General features: G+C 33.7%; 22 protein-coding genes and 1 tRNA gene. 9 read left to right on the top strand and 14 right to left on the bottom strand.

What is annotated here, in order from left to right; genetic code table 4:
• Positions 1–8: 8 nt before the first annotated feature.
• From DHMRE_RS01860 to DHMRE_RS01875, 4 genes are all read right to left on the bottom strand, one after another.
• Complete coding sequence (locus DHMRE_RS01860) at positions 9–830, bottom strand: hypothetical protein (RefSeq protein ID WP_322632691.1); 822 nt, start codon at positions 828–830, stop codon at positions 9–11.
• A gap of 15 nt (positions 831–845) precedes the next feature.
• Entirely contained in the window at positions 846–1178 is a 333-nt protein-coding gene (locus DHMRE_RS01865; RefSeq protein WP_322632692.1) for a HigA family addiction module antitoxin, read from the bottom strand.
• 17 nt (positions 1179–1195) lie between these two features.
• Positions 1196–1486 carry a type II toxin-antitoxin system RelE/ParE family toxin gene (locus DHMRE_RS01870; protein ID WP_322632693.1) on the bottom strand — a complete coding sequence of 97 codons (291 nt, stop codon included), beginning with the start codon at positions 1484–1486 and terminating at the stop codon, positions 1196–1198.
• A gap of 169 nt (positions 1487–1655) precedes the next feature.
• A tRNA-Ala gene (locus tag DHMRE_RS01875) sits at positions 1656–1731 on the bottom strand.
• Positions 1732–2134: 403 nt separating this feature from the next.
• On the opposite strand from DHMRE_RS01875, the gene DHMRE_RS01880 reads away from it, so the two are divergent.
• From DHMRE_RS01880 to DHMRE_RS01915, 8 genes are all read left to right on the top strand, one after another.
• Positions 2135–3166 (top strand): M17 family metallopeptidase, encoded by a 1032-nt coding sequence (locus DHMRE_RS01880; protein WP_322632694.1) that lies wholly within the window; start codon positions 2135–2137, stop codon positions 3164–3166.
• Between the two features lie 240 nt (positions 3167–3406).
• Positions 3407–4840: a hypothetical protein gene (locus DHMRE_RS01885; RefSeq protein WP_322632695.1), complete on the top strand. Its 1434-nt coding sequence runs from the start codon at positions 3407–3409 to the stop codon at positions 4838–4840.
• Positions 4841–4857: 17 nt separating this feature from the next.
• Entirely contained in the window at positions 4858–6513 is a 1656-nt protein-coding gene (locus DHMRE_RS01890; RefSeq protein ID WP_322632696.1) for a DpnII family type II restriction endonuclease, read from the top strand.
• Between the two features lie 77 nt (positions 6514–6590).
• The gene (locus DHMRE_RS01895) at positions 6591–7757 is read left to right on the top strand and encodes an AAA family ATPase (protein ID WP_322632697.1); all 1167 of its coding nucleotides are present in this window, start codon (positions 6591–6593) and stop codon (positions 7755–7757) included.
• Positions 7758–7767: 10 nt separating this feature from the next.
• Positions 7768–8436: a hypothetical protein gene (locus DHMRE_RS01900; protein WP_322632698.1), complete on the top strand. Its 669-nt coding sequence runs from the start codon at positions 7768–7770 to the stop codon at positions 8434–8436.
• 1 nt (position 8437) lies between these two features.
• Positions 8438–9052, top strand: a complete 615-nt coding sequence (locus DHMRE_RS01905) for a hypothetical protein (RefSeq protein ID WP_322632699.1) — start codon at positions 8438–8440, stop codon at positions 9050–9052.
• A 21-nt stretch (positions 9053–9073) separates the two neighbouring features.
• The gene (locus DHMRE_RS01910) at positions 9074–9625 is read left to right on the top strand and encodes a hypothetical protein (protein WP_322632700.1); all 552 of its coding nucleotides are present in this window, start codon (positions 9074–9076) and stop codon (positions 9623–9625) included.
• An 88-nt stretch (positions 9626–9713) separates the two neighbouring features.
• Positions 9714–11633 (top strand): ATP-dependent helicase, encoded by a 1920-nt coding sequence (locus tag DHMRE_RS01915; protein ID WP_322632701.1) that lies wholly within the window; start codon positions 9714–9716, stop codon positions 11631–11633.
• A 5-nt stretch (positions 11634–11638) separates the two neighbouring features.
• Here the strand turns inward: DHMRE_RS01915 and rpsK are convergent, their stop codons facing one another.
• From rpsK to DHMRE_RS01945, 6 genes are all read right to left on the bottom strand, one after another.
• Positions 11639–12079, bottom strand: coding sequence for a 30S ribosomal protein S11 (gene rpsK, locus DHMRE_RS01920; protein WP_322632702.1), 441 nt, complete (start codon positions 12077–12079; stop codon positions 11639–11641).
• Positions 12080–12097: 18 nt separating this feature from the next.
• On the bottom strand, positions 12098–12373 hold the full coding sequence (locus tag DHMRE_RS01925; RefSeq protein ID WP_322632723.1) for a type II toxin-antitoxin system PemK/MazF family toxin: 276 nt from the start codon (positions 12371–12373) through the stop codon (positions 12098–12100).
• Between the two features lie 9 nt (positions 12374–12382).
• Positions 12383–12541 carry a hypothetical protein gene (locus DHMRE_RS01930; RefSeq protein WP_322632703.1) on the bottom strand — a complete coding sequence of 53 codons (159 nt, stop codon included), beginning with the start codon at positions 12539–12541 and terminating at the stop codon, positions 12383–12385.
• Positions 12534–12809 carry a hypothetical protein gene (locus DHMRE_RS01935; RefSeq protein WP_322632704.1) on the bottom strand — a complete coding sequence of 92 codons (276 nt, stop codon included), beginning with the start codon at positions 12807–12809 and terminating at the stop codon, positions 12534–12536. Before DHMRE_RS01935 ends, DHMRE_RS01930 begins: the two co-directional genes overlap by 8 nt.
• Before the next feature lie 71 nt (positions 12810–12880).
• A complete protein-coding gene (locus tag DHMRE_RS01940) occupies positions 12881–13660 on the bottom strand; it encodes a hypothetical protein (protein WP_322632705.1) in 780 nt (259 codons plus the stop codon).
• A 386-nt stretch (positions 13661–14046) separates the two neighbouring features.
• Entirely contained in the window at positions 14047–14337 is a 291-nt protein-coding gene (locus DHMRE_RS01945; protein WP_322632706.1) for a hypothetical protein, read from the bottom strand.
• 34 nt (positions 14338–14371) lie between these two features.
• Here DHMRE_RS01945 and DHMRE_RS01950 point away from each other — a divergent pair, with 34 nt between their 5' ends.
• The gene (locus DHMRE_RS01950) at positions 14372–15529 is read left to right on the top strand and encodes a NusA N-terminal domain-containing protein (RefSeq protein ID WP_322632707.1); all 1158 of its coding nucleotides are present in this window, start codon (positions 14372–14374) and stop codon (positions 15527–15529) included.
• 44 nt (positions 15530–15573) lie between these two features.
• On the opposite strand, the gene DHMRE_RS01955 is transcribed toward DHMRE_RS01950, so the two are convergent.
• From DHMRE_RS01955 to DHMRE_RS01970, 4 genes are read right to left on the bottom strand one after another with little or no spacing between them, the layout of a single operon-like run.
• The gene (locus tag DHMRE_RS01955; protein WP_322632708.1) at positions 15574–15912 is read right to left on the bottom strand and encodes a hypothetical protein; all 339 of its coding nucleotides are present in this window, start codon (positions 15910–15912) and stop codon (positions 15574–15576) included.
• Positions 15843–16274: a hypothetical protein gene (locus DHMRE_RS01960; protein WP_322632709.1), complete on the bottom strand. Its 432-nt coding sequence runs from the start codon at positions 16272–16274 to the stop codon at positions 15843–15845. The genes DHMRE_RS01955 and DHMRE_RS01960 overlap by 70 nt, the downstream gene beginning before the upstream one ends.
• A gap of 12 nt (positions 16275–16286) precedes the next feature.
• A complete protein-coding gene (gene nusG, locus DHMRE_RS01965) occupies positions 16287–16823 on the bottom strand; it encodes a transcription termination/antitermination protein NusG (RefSeq protein WP_322632710.1) in 537 nt (178 codons plus the stop codon).
• 4 nt (positions 16824–16827) lie between these two features.
• The gene (locus tag DHMRE_RS01970) at positions 16828–17028 is read right to left on the bottom strand and encodes a hypothetical protein (protein ID WP_322632711.1); all 201 of its coding nucleotides are present in this window, start codon (positions 17026–17028) and stop codon (positions 16828–16830) included.
• Between the last annotated feature and the right edge of the window lie 4 nt (positions 17029–17032).

Raw genomic sequence — 17032 nt, forward strand, 5'->3', positions numbered from 1 at the left:
GAGAAAAATTATTTATTCTTTAGTTTTTTTGCTAATTTAAAAAATTCTTCTAACTTCTCTTCAGTTACTTCACCACCAAATAATTTTCTGAAGTTAGACAAATCCTCTTGTGATGAATACCCGCAAGCCCTAAGTAAACTTCTTTCTTTAATTTCTTTCACCTTAATTTCATGTTCCTTATACCATTTTTCTGTTTTTTCTTGTTCTTCCCGTCATTCCCTACTTTTCATCATTGCCTGTTGCTTTTTTACACACTCTTTACTACAGAAAAAAGGCGAAAAAGTTTGAGGAGTGACTTCAAAACGCTTAGGACATTTGGGAGCAAAGCAGTAAAGAAATTCTCTGCTTTTCTTTATCATATAGGCATGGATTTTTCTTATTATCTGAAGTCGTTGATCATTTAGTGGTTTTTCTTTTCATTCCTCTTCGGTATAAATATCGTAAAGAGAAAATGACCCTCTTTTGGCTCGTCAAACTTCGCCGGGGATCATTTTAACTACTTTGTCTAATAAATTACTTTCTGCCGCCTCGTAATCTCTTGTTTCTTTTCCATTCCAAATGTCCATTCGTAATTTACGATGTGACTCCTGATTTTCATAAAATCCTTGGCAATAACGGTCGCAAAAATTACCTTGTTTTTTTCGTGTCTTGTCGGTACAAAAGAAACAACGGCCAGTTTTTGAATGGAATCAAAACCTATTTTTTCCAACTTTAAATATTTTTAAAAATTTACTATCAGCAAATGCTCCTGCCAGAAATTTCCAGTCGATTATAGTCGATGATGATGCATTGATAATTAATTTACTTTTATTTTTTTCTACATTAGTCATGCTTTCTAATTTTTTTTAAATACTCAATCTCTCTTTAGACAACGGACGAATTTGCTGCCTCATTTCTTTTCCTTTTCTAGTGACAATACCTTTTAAACATTCTCGTTCATACTTTTGCTGTAAATTCAGTCAAAATTCCGCTCCCTTCTCCCCCATTTTAAAATAAAAGCCTAATCTTAAGGCGGTATCGGTGCTAATGCCCCGTTTGGCTTGACAAATTTCGTTAATGCGGCGAGTGGAAACGTTAATGGCTCGTGCTAGTTCCGCTTGGCTAATATCTAAATAGTCTAATTCGTCTTTTAATATTTCTCCCGGATGAATAGGAATTAATTTTTGCTTCACTTCCATATTTTTATTTACTTTAATTATTCGTCATGATAGTCAACTGTTTCCACTTCGTAGGCGTTGTTATCTTGACCTCAGATAAAACAGAGCCGATATTGTTTATTAATAGCAATACTGTGTTGGCCTTGTCGTTTGCCTTTTAATTTTTCTAACCGATTACTAGGTAAGCCGGCTAAGGTAGTTAAATCTGGAGCAGCATCCAAGATTAATAAACTTTTTTGTCGTTGCTTAGCGATGTGTTGTCACCGCAAAGGAGTTTTGTTTTCTCGAAAACTTTCGGCTTCGTCTTTATATCTAAAACTTTTAATCATTTACTAGCATAGTGATTACACTATATGTATATTTTATATGATTTGGAAAACATGATTAACTAGTGAAAAATTTGCTAATTACTTCACACAAATCGTTTTAATGTTATTAAAAAAATCTTCTTGCTTCCTTACATTAGCAATAATAAAAAAGAGAAAATTTTCTGAACTATGGTGGATCCAGTCGGTTTCGAACCGACCGCCTTCTGTGTGCAAAACAGATGCTCTACCAAATGAGCTATGGACCCGAACACACGCTTATATAAAAAGTTTATTATTTTACATTCGCATTACATGTAGATATTTTTATTAAAAACCAGTTTGTCAATGCACTCTATCGTCTACTATTTATGGAGTTAAAACAACAGGTCTAGCCACTCGTTTATTAGTTAATTCAACTATCTCCTTAACCGGAAAATTAAACACTATCTCTTTGTAAAGAGCGATTGGTCGCACTTTCGCTTTTTTTCTAACACTCGAACCATTGTCAACAACTTTCTCATTAATTTCCTCTTAAAGATGCATATGTTATATTTTAGGCAAATAAGAGCTTTTCGACCAGAAGTTCTTTTTTCTCTACCACCGAGCATAAGAAAAAAAGGCGCTGATTTGGCAGAATCCACAAAAAATGTTAAAAAATAAATATAAGTAATGCCGAGCAAGGAATATTGTCTAATAACGAAAAATAAAAAAGCCGCTGAAATATTAACTAAATCACAAATAAAATTAGCCGCTGTCAATTTTGCCCGCGATTTGCAAGATGCTCCACCAAATAAATTACACGCCAAAGAGTTTGCCGACCAAGTAAAAGAAAAATTCAGTAAACTTAAAAATATTGAAGTAGAAATTTTAGACAAAAAACAAATTATCAAAAATAAAATGGGGTTGTTGTTAGCCGTTAATGCTGGCAGTCATCACGAGCCATGAGTGGTAATTTTGCGCTATTTTGGTGATAAAAAAAACAAAAATGTTCTGGGATTAATCGGAAAAGGAATAACTTTTGATAGCGGTGGTTATAATTTAAAATCTTCCCCAGCTCTTGCCACCATGAAATTTGACATGTCAGGAGCCGCTGTGGTATGTGCTTCTTTTCTGGCTTTGGCTCAAAATAAGCCGAAAATGAACGTGGTAGCGGTGGCTTGCTTAACCGAAAATGCGATTGGAGGACATGCTACTCTCACTGAATCGGTAATAACTTCTATGAATGGAAAAACTGTAGAAATTAACAATACCGACGCCGAAGGTCGTTTAGTCTTGGCTGACGGAATCACCTACGCCATTCGCAAAGAAAAGGTTAATGAAATTATTTCTGTAGCCACCTTGACCGGAGCAGCCGTGGCAGCACTAGGAGAACAGTTAACGGCGGTATTAACCAACAACCGAACTTTTTATCGAAAATTAAGAAAAGCATTTACGAAATCTTTTGAAAGATACTGGGAATTGCCAATTATTCCTGAAAATGTTGAAAGTTTAAAAAAAAATACTTCTATCGCCGATATTAGTAATATTAGTAGCATTCGCTATATGGGCGCTTCCAGCGGAGCCGCCTTTTTACAAGAGTTTGTGGAAAAAAAACCTTTCATTCATTGTGATATTGCCGGCACAGCCGTAGAAACCAAAAATAAACGTGGAACGGGAGTAATGGTAAGGACTTTGGTCGAATTTTTTTCTCAACCAAAATAATAAAATAATACTTAATATATGGATTGTTGGCAAGTAAAATCAAAAAAAATAATTAATTCTTTAAGTGAGGATGGTCCTTGACAACTAATGACGAAGCCATTTTGGCTGCGAATATCTCCAAACAAAAATAAGCCACCAAAGGTGGCAATAATTACAAACCTTTAATTTTAGTCTTTAAACAAATTGAATACTACTTTTTAATATTAACCCTTTCTTAATTACAAATCTTTTATGTTTTTTTTGATAACTTTCGCAATCAGTATTTTAACCATATTTTTAACTTGAATTCCCAGTTTAGCAAAAACTAAAGTAGGAATAACCGATATTTTCCCTCATTTTCTGAAAACAGCTGGGGAAAGGCTGGCCGGACAAGGCTTATCAATTTTTGCGTTCGCCTTTTTTTTACACGCTATTTTACAAAGTCAAGCCTTTCAAGCCCTTTTTGCTTCCAAGCGAAAATGATTACAGAAAAGAAAATATTTTACTATTGGCTTAATTACTATTTGCGCGGCTCTGCTAAGTTCTAATTTATCCTGATTTGACGAATTTGTTCATTTTTATCCCTTAGTTATTCCACTCTTGCTGGCGATGGGATTTGATTTTTTTTCCTCGTTTCTTTGTCTTTATGGTGGTTCGGTGGCCGGACTGTTAGGCTTAGTCTCGACCGAAAGAATTACTACTCATTTTAATCAATGTTTTAGTGAGGTCAAGGGAAAAATTAATTATACTGGCCTGACCGGAATTGGCTTTCGTGTGGCCTCATTAGCCCTTTTCGCCTCAATTATTATTCTCTTTAATATCTGGTATTGTAGTCGCCACCAGCAAGCGTCTGCTGCCGATTCGGGTAATTTAAGCAAGGAGGGCCCCCCGCCTCGCCTTAATAGGACCAGAAAACTAATATTAGCAGTAGCCGGATTTTTTTTGTTGGGTAGTTTCTTCGCCCAAGCACCCTGAGTGGCTAAAAAGTTGGACGGAGACGCCGCCAGGATTCCGGAATATGTAACCAATGTTGAAACAAAAGAAGAGTACGAAAAGTTAGGAACGATTGAGGAAATGAAAGTGACTAGGATCAAAGAGGAAAAAGTAAAAAATTGAGGCACTTTTGGCAAGTGAGAGGAACAAGCGGTTAATTGCTGATTGATTATTGGGGGAATAATTATTTGTCTGCTAGCCAAACAAAGTATTATGAAAAATCTAATAACGGCCATACAGAATTCTATTCCTCTGCTCTTAATTTACATTTTTGCGGCTGTTCCGGCTTCTATAATAAAAAATTCGGGCATGTCGGAAAAAATTGCCGAAAAATTATTGCCTAACACGGCTCAGACAGCAGCTGCTTCGTTAGCCTTGTATTCCGCTTTTGGCTTTTCTTTCTTAATCACCTTTGTAGTTGGCAGCACCACATCTATTGCTACTACTTTGATAGCCGCTTTTGCCCCTACTTTGCTGGCTTTTGGTGAATCAACTCTCATTTACGCCGCTCTTTTTGCCTGAATAGGAGCCATTATGGGAATGGCCTTTTCACCCAACAATGGGATATTGCGGGCCAGTTTGGAGAAAGGACAGACCTCTTACAAACAGTTTTTCAAGAAAACTTGAATATTAGGCTTGATTATGCTGGCCGCGTCCGCTGGTTTAGTGTTTAGTTGAACCAGATTTGTTATAAAAAACTAAATAAGAATACGTAAAGTATGAATAAAGAAAATTTAGCCAATATGAAATTGAAACCTTTTGTCAAATGAGCCGGAGGAAAGACCCAATTTTTAGAAATAATTAACTTACTTTTGCCAGAAAAATATAACACTTTTATTGAACCTTTTGCCGGTGGCGGTGCTGTCTTTTTAAGTATTCAACCTAATAAAGCAGTCATTAATGATATTAATTGCGAATTAATAATAACTTATCAAACAATAAAAAAACAACCTAAACAACTCCTAAAACTTTTAGGAGAATACGAAAAAAACCACAGCAAAGATTTTTACGAAACTTTACGAAGCCAAGAACCGAATAATTTAACTGAATTAGGAATTGCTGCCCGCTTTATTTATCTTAACAAAACTGGCTATAATGGATTATATCGGGTCAATAGTCGGGGGGGCTTTAATGTGCCGTGGGGAAAAAGAGACAAAGCAAAATTGTTTGATCGAGAAAATATTTTAGCCATTAGTGAATATTTAAATAAGAACGAAGTTGAAATTTTAAACCAAGATTATCAAAAATTATTGCCTCTAATTAAAGAGAATGATTTTTTATTTGTTGATCCGCCTTATGATGATGATGGTTTTGGTTTTTTTACTGCTTATACTGCTAATGGCTTTACGCGGGAAAATCAAAAGGAATTAGCCCAATTCTTAAAAAAATGTGAAAAACAAGGAGCAAAATGGTTATTAACTAATCATGCGACTGCTTTTATTAAAGATTTATACCAAGACTACTGACAATTTTCTTTTAAGGCTCAAAGATTTATCAATTGTCGAGGGGACAAAAGAGTAGGAGCCACCCAAGAAATATTTATTGGCAATTACCAACTAAAACTAACCGAACAGCAAAAAAAAAAATTAGAGTTTTATCAATGATTTGACAGTATTCAAATTACTAATCTTGATTTAAGCCAACTAGTTAATTGAAAAAAAATAGAAAGCAATTTACTAACTTATGAAACAAGTTTATTTATTTTAAATGGTTTAATTTGTGCTAGTAAAGAGGAATTAACTGTACGGATTGAAAGAATTTGACAAGAGGAACCACAAACTTTTCAAATTTTACCTTATTTATTAGCAATTAGAGACCATGAAAACCTTGCTTGATTGGATAAAGAAAACCTTGAATATTGAGAAGAATTAAATTTAGAAAAAGTGAAAAAACTGATTTTTGATTCTGGTTTAGGAGAATATTTAACTAACGGACAGATTAAAGATTTAAAAGATTATTGTTTAGGTATTGAAGTAGGTTTAGGAACACATGGACGAAAAAATATTGGTGGCAAAGTTATGGAAAGAACTATTGAAATTTTACTGGTTCAGCACGGAATTGAATATCAAAAACAAGTGCCAGTTAATTTTCAGGTTAATGGAAAAAAAATATTTGACTTTCAAATCAAAGCAAAAGATAAAGATTATTATTTAGAAACCAGTTTTTTTAATACAGCGGGCAGTAAAGTTCAGGAGGTAATTCGTTCTTATAGTGGAGTATTACAAAAAGCCCAGAATAATGAAATAAACTTCTTGTGAATTTTAGATGGCAAAGGTTTAAAAAGTTGTAAAGAATTGTTAAAAGATACTTATCAGAAAAATAAAGATTTTATGTTTACTATTAGTGGATTTAAAAGGTGACTAGTTAAAAAATAAAATCAAATAATCTATAAAAATATCAACCAAAAGTGGAAATGTTAAAAAAATCTAAACTCTAATAATAATAATTAAGTATGAATAATAAAGATCAAGAAAGAAAAAAATTAGCAGAAATTTTAGCCAACCCTCTCAAAAAAAATCACTCGGGGGAAAATGCCAAAGAAATACTAGATAACCATATCGGATTCCCAAGAGAAAAAGCCAAGTTTGCCAGCGATGTTTATTTGTATGCGGCAGTAGAAGATGGTAAATATAAATCAGAGAAAGAAATTTTTTGCTGTGACGGAAAACCAGGCACGGGAAAAACTACTTTTATTAAGACGCTTAATCGGGCCATGGGACGGGGAGAATTACAAATTATTTCGTGTGCGGGACTGAAAGAATTTAAAGATTACTCCATTTTAGGTGATGAAAACAAACCAAGTTTAGTGGCTTGAGTAATGCTAAAAAGTGGTTGCAAAAATCCGATTATCTCTCTGGACGAATTGGAAAAAATTAGTGACGAGCAAGTGCAAAGAGATTTAATTGAATTGTTTAAAATGTATAAGAATGAAGGCAAAGGAAAAGGTAAAAAATTATTTGATAAATATTACCAGATGAATATTGAATTAGATTATATTACTTTTTTTGCTACTGTTAATTATTCGGACCAATTAGTTCCAGCCTTAAAAAAAGAAGTAGAAATGCGAAAATTAGAGGATTATAGCGACGAGGATAAAGAAAAAATATTGGAATTGAAAAAAAAAGAGATAGAAGATGAAATTAAAAAGATTTATCCGGATGAAAAAAACGAAATTATCCCCAAGGAAATTATTGAAATACTGCCTAAATATATTAATGAAAAAGGAATAAGGCAGACTGAAAGAGTATTATTTAAAATCAAAAAAGAATACATTGAGGCTCGAGAAAATGGGCGGGAGTTTTCTTTGGGCGACCCAAAAGAATGATTAAAAAAAAATGTGCTTGCTTATCAAGAAAGTTTTAGTCCCCAATTAAAACATTATTTCCTCTTTTTGTTGGGAGGAATTATCTGGATTCTCTTGTTAGCAGTAATTATCAAAAAAATTATATTGAGAAAAATAGATAAAATAGTTTGCAGTAGCCCAAAAACAAACAAGGATATTTTATCTGATAAGGTTAAAAATAAACCTGATATTTTGTCGGAAGTAAAAATAAATAGTAATATTTTGTCCGGCAAAACCAAAAATAGACAAAGAAAAAGAAAAGTAAGCAAAAATTAATATATTACTTATGGTAAAAATCAAGAACAAAAACGGGTTTAAATGGATAAATTGTGAAAATCTGGGAGAAGTGGTGGAGGAGTTCAAAAAATTTCGTAATTCCCAGAATCAGTGTGGTAAATATGAGGATTATTTTTTTCTTCAGGGCTTAAGGCACAAAGTATTTAAGGTAGAAGGAGGCGTGATACCAGACGAAAGAATAAGTTCCGTAGAAATCTATCAAAAAGACGGAGTTGATTTAGCCTTGAACCTGGCTCCCCTTGGCTTGAAGGATGAGGATTGAAAACCTTATAAGCAAAAGGTTGAAAAAGTATTAAAAGAGATTTGAGAAACGGGCGAAGTAAAAAATTATCAAGGCTTCAATTTGAATTGACCGAAGCTAACCGACCAGGGTCAATATTTCGCTACCTTCTGCGACCAATGTCATAAACACATAGAAAATAGAAAATTAGCCTATTTTAGCGACCTCGAAAAAGATTTAGATTTTTGTTCCGAAAAATGTCATTCACAATTTAAGGCCCGCGAAGAAGAAAATAATCGGTTAAAAGAACAATTAAGAAAAGAAAAGTCTCACAAAATTATTTGAATGGTAGTGTCTCTGGCGGCAGTGGGATTAATTGCCACAGTTGGCTTGGTCTTGGCAGCCCAAAGAAGTAAAAAGAATAAGCGAAAAAGTTAATATGAATAATGAAACGTTGTTAATAAAAACTTTAAATAAAGAAAAAAAAGTTAAAAAAAAGGCCCAGAAAGAGGGAATTAGTAAAAATTTTTCCTGGGTTCTGTTTTTTGCGGGCGAGGAATATAACCAAGAATTAGCCCAGCAGGAAATACCGGAAAAAAATATTATTGACTTCGCCCAAGTGGGACAGGAAAAAGGCGAGTGAATAGAAACCAAAATTAAAGAAATCTATCAGGATAACAAAAACCAACAAGCAATAGCCGCTCACAATTTTCCTATCATTTGATTTAAAAATATTGAAAAAATAACAAGCAAAGAACTCGAACACTCCTTATTACCAATTTTCGACCACCAACAAAATACTAATCTATTTGGAGAGGCGATTGATTTATCGAATTATATTTTAATTGCCACTAGTTCTACCCGAGACATGGGGCAACTTTCTCTCCCTCTGGTTTCCCGTTTAGAATGCGTTAATGTAGATACTGTTCAACCGAAAAAATTTTTTTTAGATAAATATTTTGGTTGAATTTTGGCCGGAGCAGTTTTGCTAATTATTACTTTTTTGCTGCTAATTTTTTGACCTGGTAAGAAGGATAGTAAGCGAAAAATATAATTCCTGTTACAAAATATTTTAATGCTTCTCCAATTTAGTTTATCCTCTCCTTTTCTTTTTCTGGCCTTGTGAGAAAATGATAAATGTTTGGTTAGCGTTCAGAAAGAAAACCGGCGGCTCCATTCGGAAAACTTTCTCTCCCATTTGTGGCAGATTTTAGCCCAAACCAACCATAATTTAAGAGAGATAAATGAGATTTATTTTACTTCTACCCCCAGCAGACAAACCGGATTAAGGGTGGCTTTGACGTTTATTGCCACTTTTCAGGTACTTAATCCTCAAGTTAAAGTCTATCATATAGATACGTTATTATTACAAGCAGGAACCGAAAATTGTCTCAGCGTGTTAACCATTGACAGCCGTGGAAATAAATATCATACCGCAGTTTATCAAAATAAAAAGTGTTTGTTAGCCAATCAAATTATCCAGCAATCCGAATTAACCACAATAAAAGCAAAGTTTCCTAATTTCAGAATTCTCCAAGATTTTCAAGGAGTAGATTTTTTAACTAATTTTCAGAAATTAAAAAGCAATTTTTTGAGACTGAAAAAAATTGAGGAGATTGATTATTAAGCAATTTGTTTTTTCTCAAATTTTCATCCTTGTTAATTAAGGGTAATTAGAAATAGGCCTAAAATATGTATTATTATTTACTTTTAAAATGGACTTTCTTCAAGAACTAAACGAACAACAGAAACAAGCCGTTTATGAAGAACATCCTCGTATCTGCGTTATTGCCGGACCTGGTTGTGGCAAAACTAAAACTCTGGTCAGCAGACTAATTTACTTATTAGCCAGCCAAAAAGCCCAGCCCCAAAATATTTTGGTCTTAACTTTTGCCAAAAAAGCCATTAAAGAAATAAAAAAACGGGTTTTTTCTTATATTACCACCGTTTCCCCCAAGGATTTGCATATTTATAATTTCCATTCTTTTTGTTTTCATGTTCTTAATAAACATTCGTATTTGTTAGGTTTCCCCGACAGTAAATTTCCGGTTTATGATCGGCACGAGCAAGAAACCATAATTCGCAAAATACTCTATCAGAATAATTATAGTGCGGAAAAAAAAGAAATAAACACCATTCTCGCTTATATTAGTGGTTGAAAAAATGGTAAACTGAATACCGACCCACTACAATTTGACGAATCAACCAAAACCCGGTATGAAATATACCAAAAATATGAGGAATATTTGAAAACCAACCAGGCTCTGGATTTTAATGATTTGCTGCTTTACACCATTGATCTTTTTACTTACCACCCCTCGGTTCGACAGGAATATCAGGCACAATTTACTCATATTTTGTTGGACGAATTTCAAGACATTAACTCGGTTCAATGAGAAGTAATTAAACTAATTTTGAGCGAGAAGCAAAATGTTTTTCTAGTGGGTGACCCGAACCAGGCCATTTATGGCTTTCAAGGGGCCACCCCTGAATTAATTTCCTCTTTCACCAAAAATAAGGAATGAAAAACTGTTTATCTTAGCACTAATTATCGTTCCACTAGCAACATACTCCATTTATCTAATTCTTTTATCAAAAAGAACCAGTCTATTTTGGTTAGTAATTTACTTAACACTTGTAACCCAGAAGGAGTGAAAGTAAATTTCTTGACCCGCCTTTCTGTCCGTTCTATTGTTCGTCATATTCGTTGGCTGCTAATCCGAGAGAAATTGACATTTAGCGATATTGCTATCCTCTATCGCAACAATTATCTTTCTACTCGCTTGGAACAAGAATTAGTGGTTCAGCGGGTACCTTATGAAATATTAGGTTCTTTCAAATTTATTGAACGGGAGGAAATTAAGGATGTTTTATCCTTTTTACGAACCATTATTTATCAGGATAATATTTCTTTGTTGAGGATATTAGGATTACAAGAAAAAATTGGGGCTCGCACCATTGAAAAAATCGAACAAAACAGCGAAAAAGAAAAGATAAGTATCTATGAATATCTGAATAATTTTGCCACTATCACCAATTTAAGTCAAGAAAAAATGATGACCGGACAAATAGAAAAAATTGGGGCTATCATTCTGAAAATTAACAAATGGCAAGAGAAATTGAAATTGGAACTTTCTCAGCAATTAGAGCAAAAATCCCCCCTCAGCACCTTTTTATTGGGAGTACTTAACGATTTTGATTATTGAAAGCATTTGAAGACCCGCATTAATGCAACCGAACGAGAAAAAAATGTCCAACAATTTCTCAATATCGCTCAAAATTGAGAAAATAAACGTAAAAAAGAATATCCTAATCTAAATGAATTAATTAATGCTTTTTTACAATGAATCATTATTGCGTTTGAGGATAAAAAATTGATTAAAACCAGAAATAATTTAATACTTTCTTCGGTCCACCAGGCGAAAGGTTTAGAATTTGAAGTAGTTTTTTTTGCCTATTTGGACCAAGGAACCCTACCTTACAAAGAAACCCAAGACCTCACGGAGGAAAAAAGATTATTTTACGTGGGGATAACTCGGGCAAAAAAATTACTCTATTTAATTAGTAGTCAAGAATTATACTCCCCTTTTTTGGACGAGGTGGATAAGGAGTATTTGTTGAAGAATAGTAATTAGTTTTGTTATTTTCGAGGAGCGCGAGGAGGCCGACAACCACCATGACGCACAGGAGTTCGGTCGATTAAAGTTTCAACATTTAGGGATTTTTCTTCCAATATTCTTCTTATTACCGTATCGCGACCGGCTCCAATATTCTTAACTTGTAATTCAACATTGTGAATCCCAAATTCATTGGCTTTTCTAATTATTTCTTCCGCAACCTTTGTGGCCATAAAAGGAGTGGCTTTTTTAGTGCCGGTAATTTTTTTATTATTGCCGAGGTCAACACTGCCTGCGCTAACCGTAGCCAAAATATCGCCGTTTTCTTTACTTAAATCGAGGATAGTATTGTTAAAACTAAATTTGCCGTGGATAATTCCTCGCCCTTCAGGAATTTTTTTAATTTTTTTTTTAGGTTTAGTGGTTTTAACTTGACTTTTAGAGACTTTTTTTTCTACTGCCATATATTATTTATTTTTTTGTTATCATTCCTCACTATTAAAAGCGATTTTTCATGCCCTTTTTACCTTTTCCATAATTTCTCCGCTGGCTACTCCTAACTTTTTTTCTAACCTTAATTCCTTAAAAACAGTAAAAGGATGATTGAGAACTATTTTGCTGGGCCCATCGAGACCAGTTTCTGGTGTACTTTCAATATAAACCTCGAATAACCGAATATTTTCTAAATCATCAGTAGTCATCATGGCTACCACAACAAAATTGTCAAATTCATTTTGAATATTATCACTAATTATTAAACCAGGTCGTTAATCTTTGGAAAGTTCCTTAATTTTATCACATTTTATTAGTCAGATTTCACCCCTGCGGGGAATACTCGTTCTTCGGGAACTTCGCACTTTATGAATGCTCGTATTTTTAATACTTCGCATTTCTCCTCGTTGAGGAACTTTTTTGACTTTATTCATCTTTTAAGTCTTCAAATTGAACCGCTTCCATGGCTCTTAACTCTTTTTGAAGTTGTTTGCTTTTGGCTTGGGTTTGATAATCTTCAATAAGCCGCTTTCGTAACTTTTCTTTTTGGTCTTGTTCTCCTTTTCTCAATTTTTCCTCCAACACCTCCTTAATGAAAGTGTTGATTTTGCCCTTACCGGCTTTATCCAATAATTTTTGATATAAAGAAAATGGTAAGTAAATACTGAATGTGTGCCTTGGTTCTACTCTTGCTACTCTCATAATATATTAATTTTACGTTTAACGTTAAACAAACAGTAGTTTTACCAGATTATTAATGTAGGGCATAATCATTAGAGGCTATTAATGTTTTTTTTTTTTTTTTTTTCAATCACTAGCCAAGCGACAAGAGCCACAATGATTACTGCAGCCACTCCTAGGCCAATTTTAAGCGAAAGGTTAGAATCATTATTTTTATCGGGTTGATTTTGCTTTGGAAAATTATTTTTTCTTTTTAATTCCTCCAATTCCTCTTCCTTTTCTCTTAATTTGTCCTCTTTATCACGCAAAAGGTCAGAATTGGGAGAGTCAGTGGAATTTTTTAAGTTTTGGACTTCTTGCTTTAAACTGTTAATTTCTTGCTGCAATTGGGTGATTTTTGCTGAATTATCATTTTGGTTTGGGCTAGGTTGGCCTGGTTGGTTTGGACCTTGCGAGCCGGGATTTCAATTAGGGTCAGGGCTAATTGCGATTTGTTTATAAAATTCTTCCTCAACTTCCTCTTCTAACTTTTTTCATTCCTCTTCTTGCATGGATTTTTCAACTTTCTTCATAAACTCCTCAATTTTTTTACTTTTCTCTTTTATTCCTTGCCCCGTTTTATTATTTTGGGGGTTTTTATCCACCAAATCGTCCACTTGGTGAACAATTTCGGGATTACAAACCGAGCAAAATAATAATCAATCAATATGGTCTTGTTTTCCGCCTTTTTTCGCCAAAAAATCCGCAATTAATTTTTCCACTTTCGCAATTAATTCTTGTTCGCTAACACTTCATTTTAATTGAGGTAATAACTGGTTTAACTCAGTTTGAAATCGGGCCGGCAGTTTATTTCGCGTTATGGTAGCCCCCATGTATAAATATTTTTCTTTTATTAGCGAGGGATGAAATTCTAATTCATGTAGCGGCTTCGTTTGCCGACAAGCCGCACAAATACTTTGCTCTTTCCTATTAAGGTGACTTTGGCACGAGTCTTTCCCTTTCTACTTCTCACTGGGATTATTGCAATCAAAAAAACCACATTTTCTTGTCATATATTATAATATTTTAACTGTAACGACTAACGAGCGGTGTAAGAGTAGAATTCCTTATGACTAAAAATTCTTTAAACAACACTCTCTCGCTGGTATTCTCTAAATTGTAAACAATTCAATTAAACTTATAATCTTGCGGAATTCTTTTTATTTATGCCTGGTAGTTTTTGTAATTAAATTTTAAGTCGAAATTTAAAAAGTTCACGTTATTTATCACTACTACTTGACCCACTATTTTTACTAAATAATTCGTTATATTTACCTCTATCAAATAAAAGCATATATACTAACCAAATTAAAGCAACCAAAATACATATTTTTATCACAGTTTTGAAAATCTTAGAAACAATGTAAGAAAGTAATCAAATAATAGTGATAGCCAACAAAAAGGCCACCAAATGACTAGCCGTGATTTTGTCTGCGTCGTTAAGCAAAAAATGCAATCCCTCTTTCGTATATTTTATAAGCAATTGTAGATAATGACCAATACTTTCCATATAAAATTATAATATATTAAACAATTTTAGGATTTTGACCGAAAACAGCAACACTCAACAATTTATCAGACAGTTAGCCGAACGCGAAGGTGTATCGGAAGAAAAAATTAAGGAAATAATCACGGATTCCTTTCGCAAATCATATTGTAAAGGAGAAAATGTCGGAGCCGAATTACATTTTGAGTTTGACTCCGGATTATTAGTTTATCGCCGCTATAAAATAGTTTCTGAACTTAACGATCCGGGAAAGGAAATAGTCGCAGATAATAAATTATTAAAAAGTGGACAAGTGAAGGACGGTTATTTTCTACTTCCTTTGGATGTTAAAAATCTGTCTCTTTCTATTAACCAAGAAATTAAAGACCGCTTGCGAAAAGACGTTGGAGAAATCAGTTGAGAAAGACAATTTAAATTATATAAATCTCAAGAGGGAAAAATAATTAAAGGTGGTATTAAAAGTCTCCAAACTAAGGAATTCCAAGGCAAGAAATATTATACTGTTGACTTGGGAAGAGGCGTCGGTTATTGGGCCAAACCTGAATGAGTTATGCGAGAAGAACCAAGATTAGGTCAACGTTTTTTTCTCCTTATCAAAGAAGTGAAAGAAAATCCTGGAGAGAATACTCCACAAATCATTTTGACCCGAGCGGACGATTCATTTGTTCGCAGACTGCTCGAGCAAGAAATACCTCAGTTAAAAGAAGGATTAGTGGTTATTCATAGTATTTTACGTTTGCCGGGATTAATAAGTAAAGTAATAATGGAAAAAGGTCCAGTGGCGAAAGAAAAAAACTTGTATATTGAGCCAGCCGGAACCTGTATCGGTGAAGGGGGCGAGAAGGCAAAATCGGTTTCTCGCTTGATTTATCCCGAACGTGTAGATTTTGCTGATTGAACTACTGATAAAAAAAAATTACTTTCCAAATTAATTTCTCCTGTGCGATTAATTAAATTAAATATCGAAAAAGAAACTGAGTGAGAAATTGTGGTTCCGAAACAAAAAGCCTCGCTCCTTCTTCAACATGAAGGAAAAATGCTTCAAAAAATTAGTGAGTATTTGGGAATAAACGTTCATGTAAAAATAATGGAAGAAACGAATGAAAGAGAAAGACTGGGGAATAAAGGACAAATCTCGCAGCAAATCGGCAATTACAAAAATATTGATGTACGAATAGTGGAAGAGATTGAATAATAGATATAGTGCTTGAATGGTATAAGACCTTTCTCTTTCAATTTCTAGATTTTCTTCTTTTTCTTTATTAGGTAGCAAATTAATAAGCCTAATGCCATTATCAAAACCATACTACTTAAAATGGTTAAAACTAGCCGTAATGGAGATTGGTTTTTAGTGATTTCTTGTTTTTGGTTTAAAACCCTTTCTAACTCAGTCCATTGTTCGGGAGAAAAGTAATCTTTTCTATACATTTTTGGTCTTTTAATTATCAGAAACCCATTTTCGCTATATTCTATTGGGGATGATTTATGAATGAGTATTATTTGCTTATTTATTCTCTCTCTCTCTCTCTCTCTCTCTCTGTAATATAGTCATAGTAATATTTCCCGTCTCTGCTTCAATTCATTTCTTTAATTTCTCATTCGTTTTTATAACGCTTAATATTTTCAACAAGAGCTTCTTTGACCTCTGAGTAATCGTTATCAATTAAGTAATTCTGATAAGCATATTTGAGAAAAATTTGGCAGTCAATTGAATTTTTGGTTGTCAATTCTTTAATTATTTCCTCTCTTAACCGACGAGAACGAAATTTCTCTCATTTTTCCTTGCAGTTATCACAAAGTTCAAAATTGTTGCCGCTGACTTCTTTTCCTGATTCTTGGAAAATGAAATTTTGAAGTAACTTTTTTTCTTGACTTTCCCCTATATTTCAATAAGAAAACACACTAGCCCTTGAGCAGCAAGCATTACAATTCATAAGCATAATGTTATTATTTTAACCCACTGCCACTTTCTGACAGATACCAACCGGAACGTCACTGACTTCTCAACCCGAAGACTCAATGGTAATCTTAACTTTTTGCTTTTTTTTGTCTAAATAGGTAATTCTTCCTTCCCGATTGCTAAAAGTTCCCTCAGTAATCTTAACCAAATCGCCGATATTGAAATCAACTTTTTCGTAATTTTCAATTACTTTTTTTGCTTTCTCTTCTTTCATTTTGGCTAAGAAATTCTTAACCACTGTTTCAGAAACCGGATCCGGCAACTTATTTTCCTTTCATTGATGGTTCAAAAAACCAATCACTTCTGGTATTTGGCAAAGGTCGAAGATTAATTGAGAGGTCAAATGACAACGAGTAAGAAGATAGCCCTTTAAAATATTTTTTTTATTATTGTCGCTAACAAATTTTAACTCCTGAACGTTATCACCCCAACCTTTTTTTTCTAATTCTACTTTAATTTTGGCAATTAATTTCTCCTCCCGTCCTCCACGTACCGACAAGATATATCATTGATAATTCGTTTTTTTCATTGAATTAGGATATTACTGCTTCCCCTGCTCCGGCTGGGATTTCTAAAGAGGAAAAAACTCCCAAAATAGCGAAAGTATAGAGCAGAATAATGATCGTTATCAAGAGGCACGATAATAATCCCTGATCGAAACTTAAAAATTTGAATAATTTGTTATACCGATTGATAGGATTGGAGCGAACTTTCTTTTTTGCGTTAACTTTCATAATA

The organism is endosymbiont DhMRE of Dentiscutata heterogama (genome assembly GCF_002888635.2).
Lineage (GTDB): Bacteria > Bacillota_I > Bacilli_A > Mycoplasmatales > CGIF01 > CGIF01.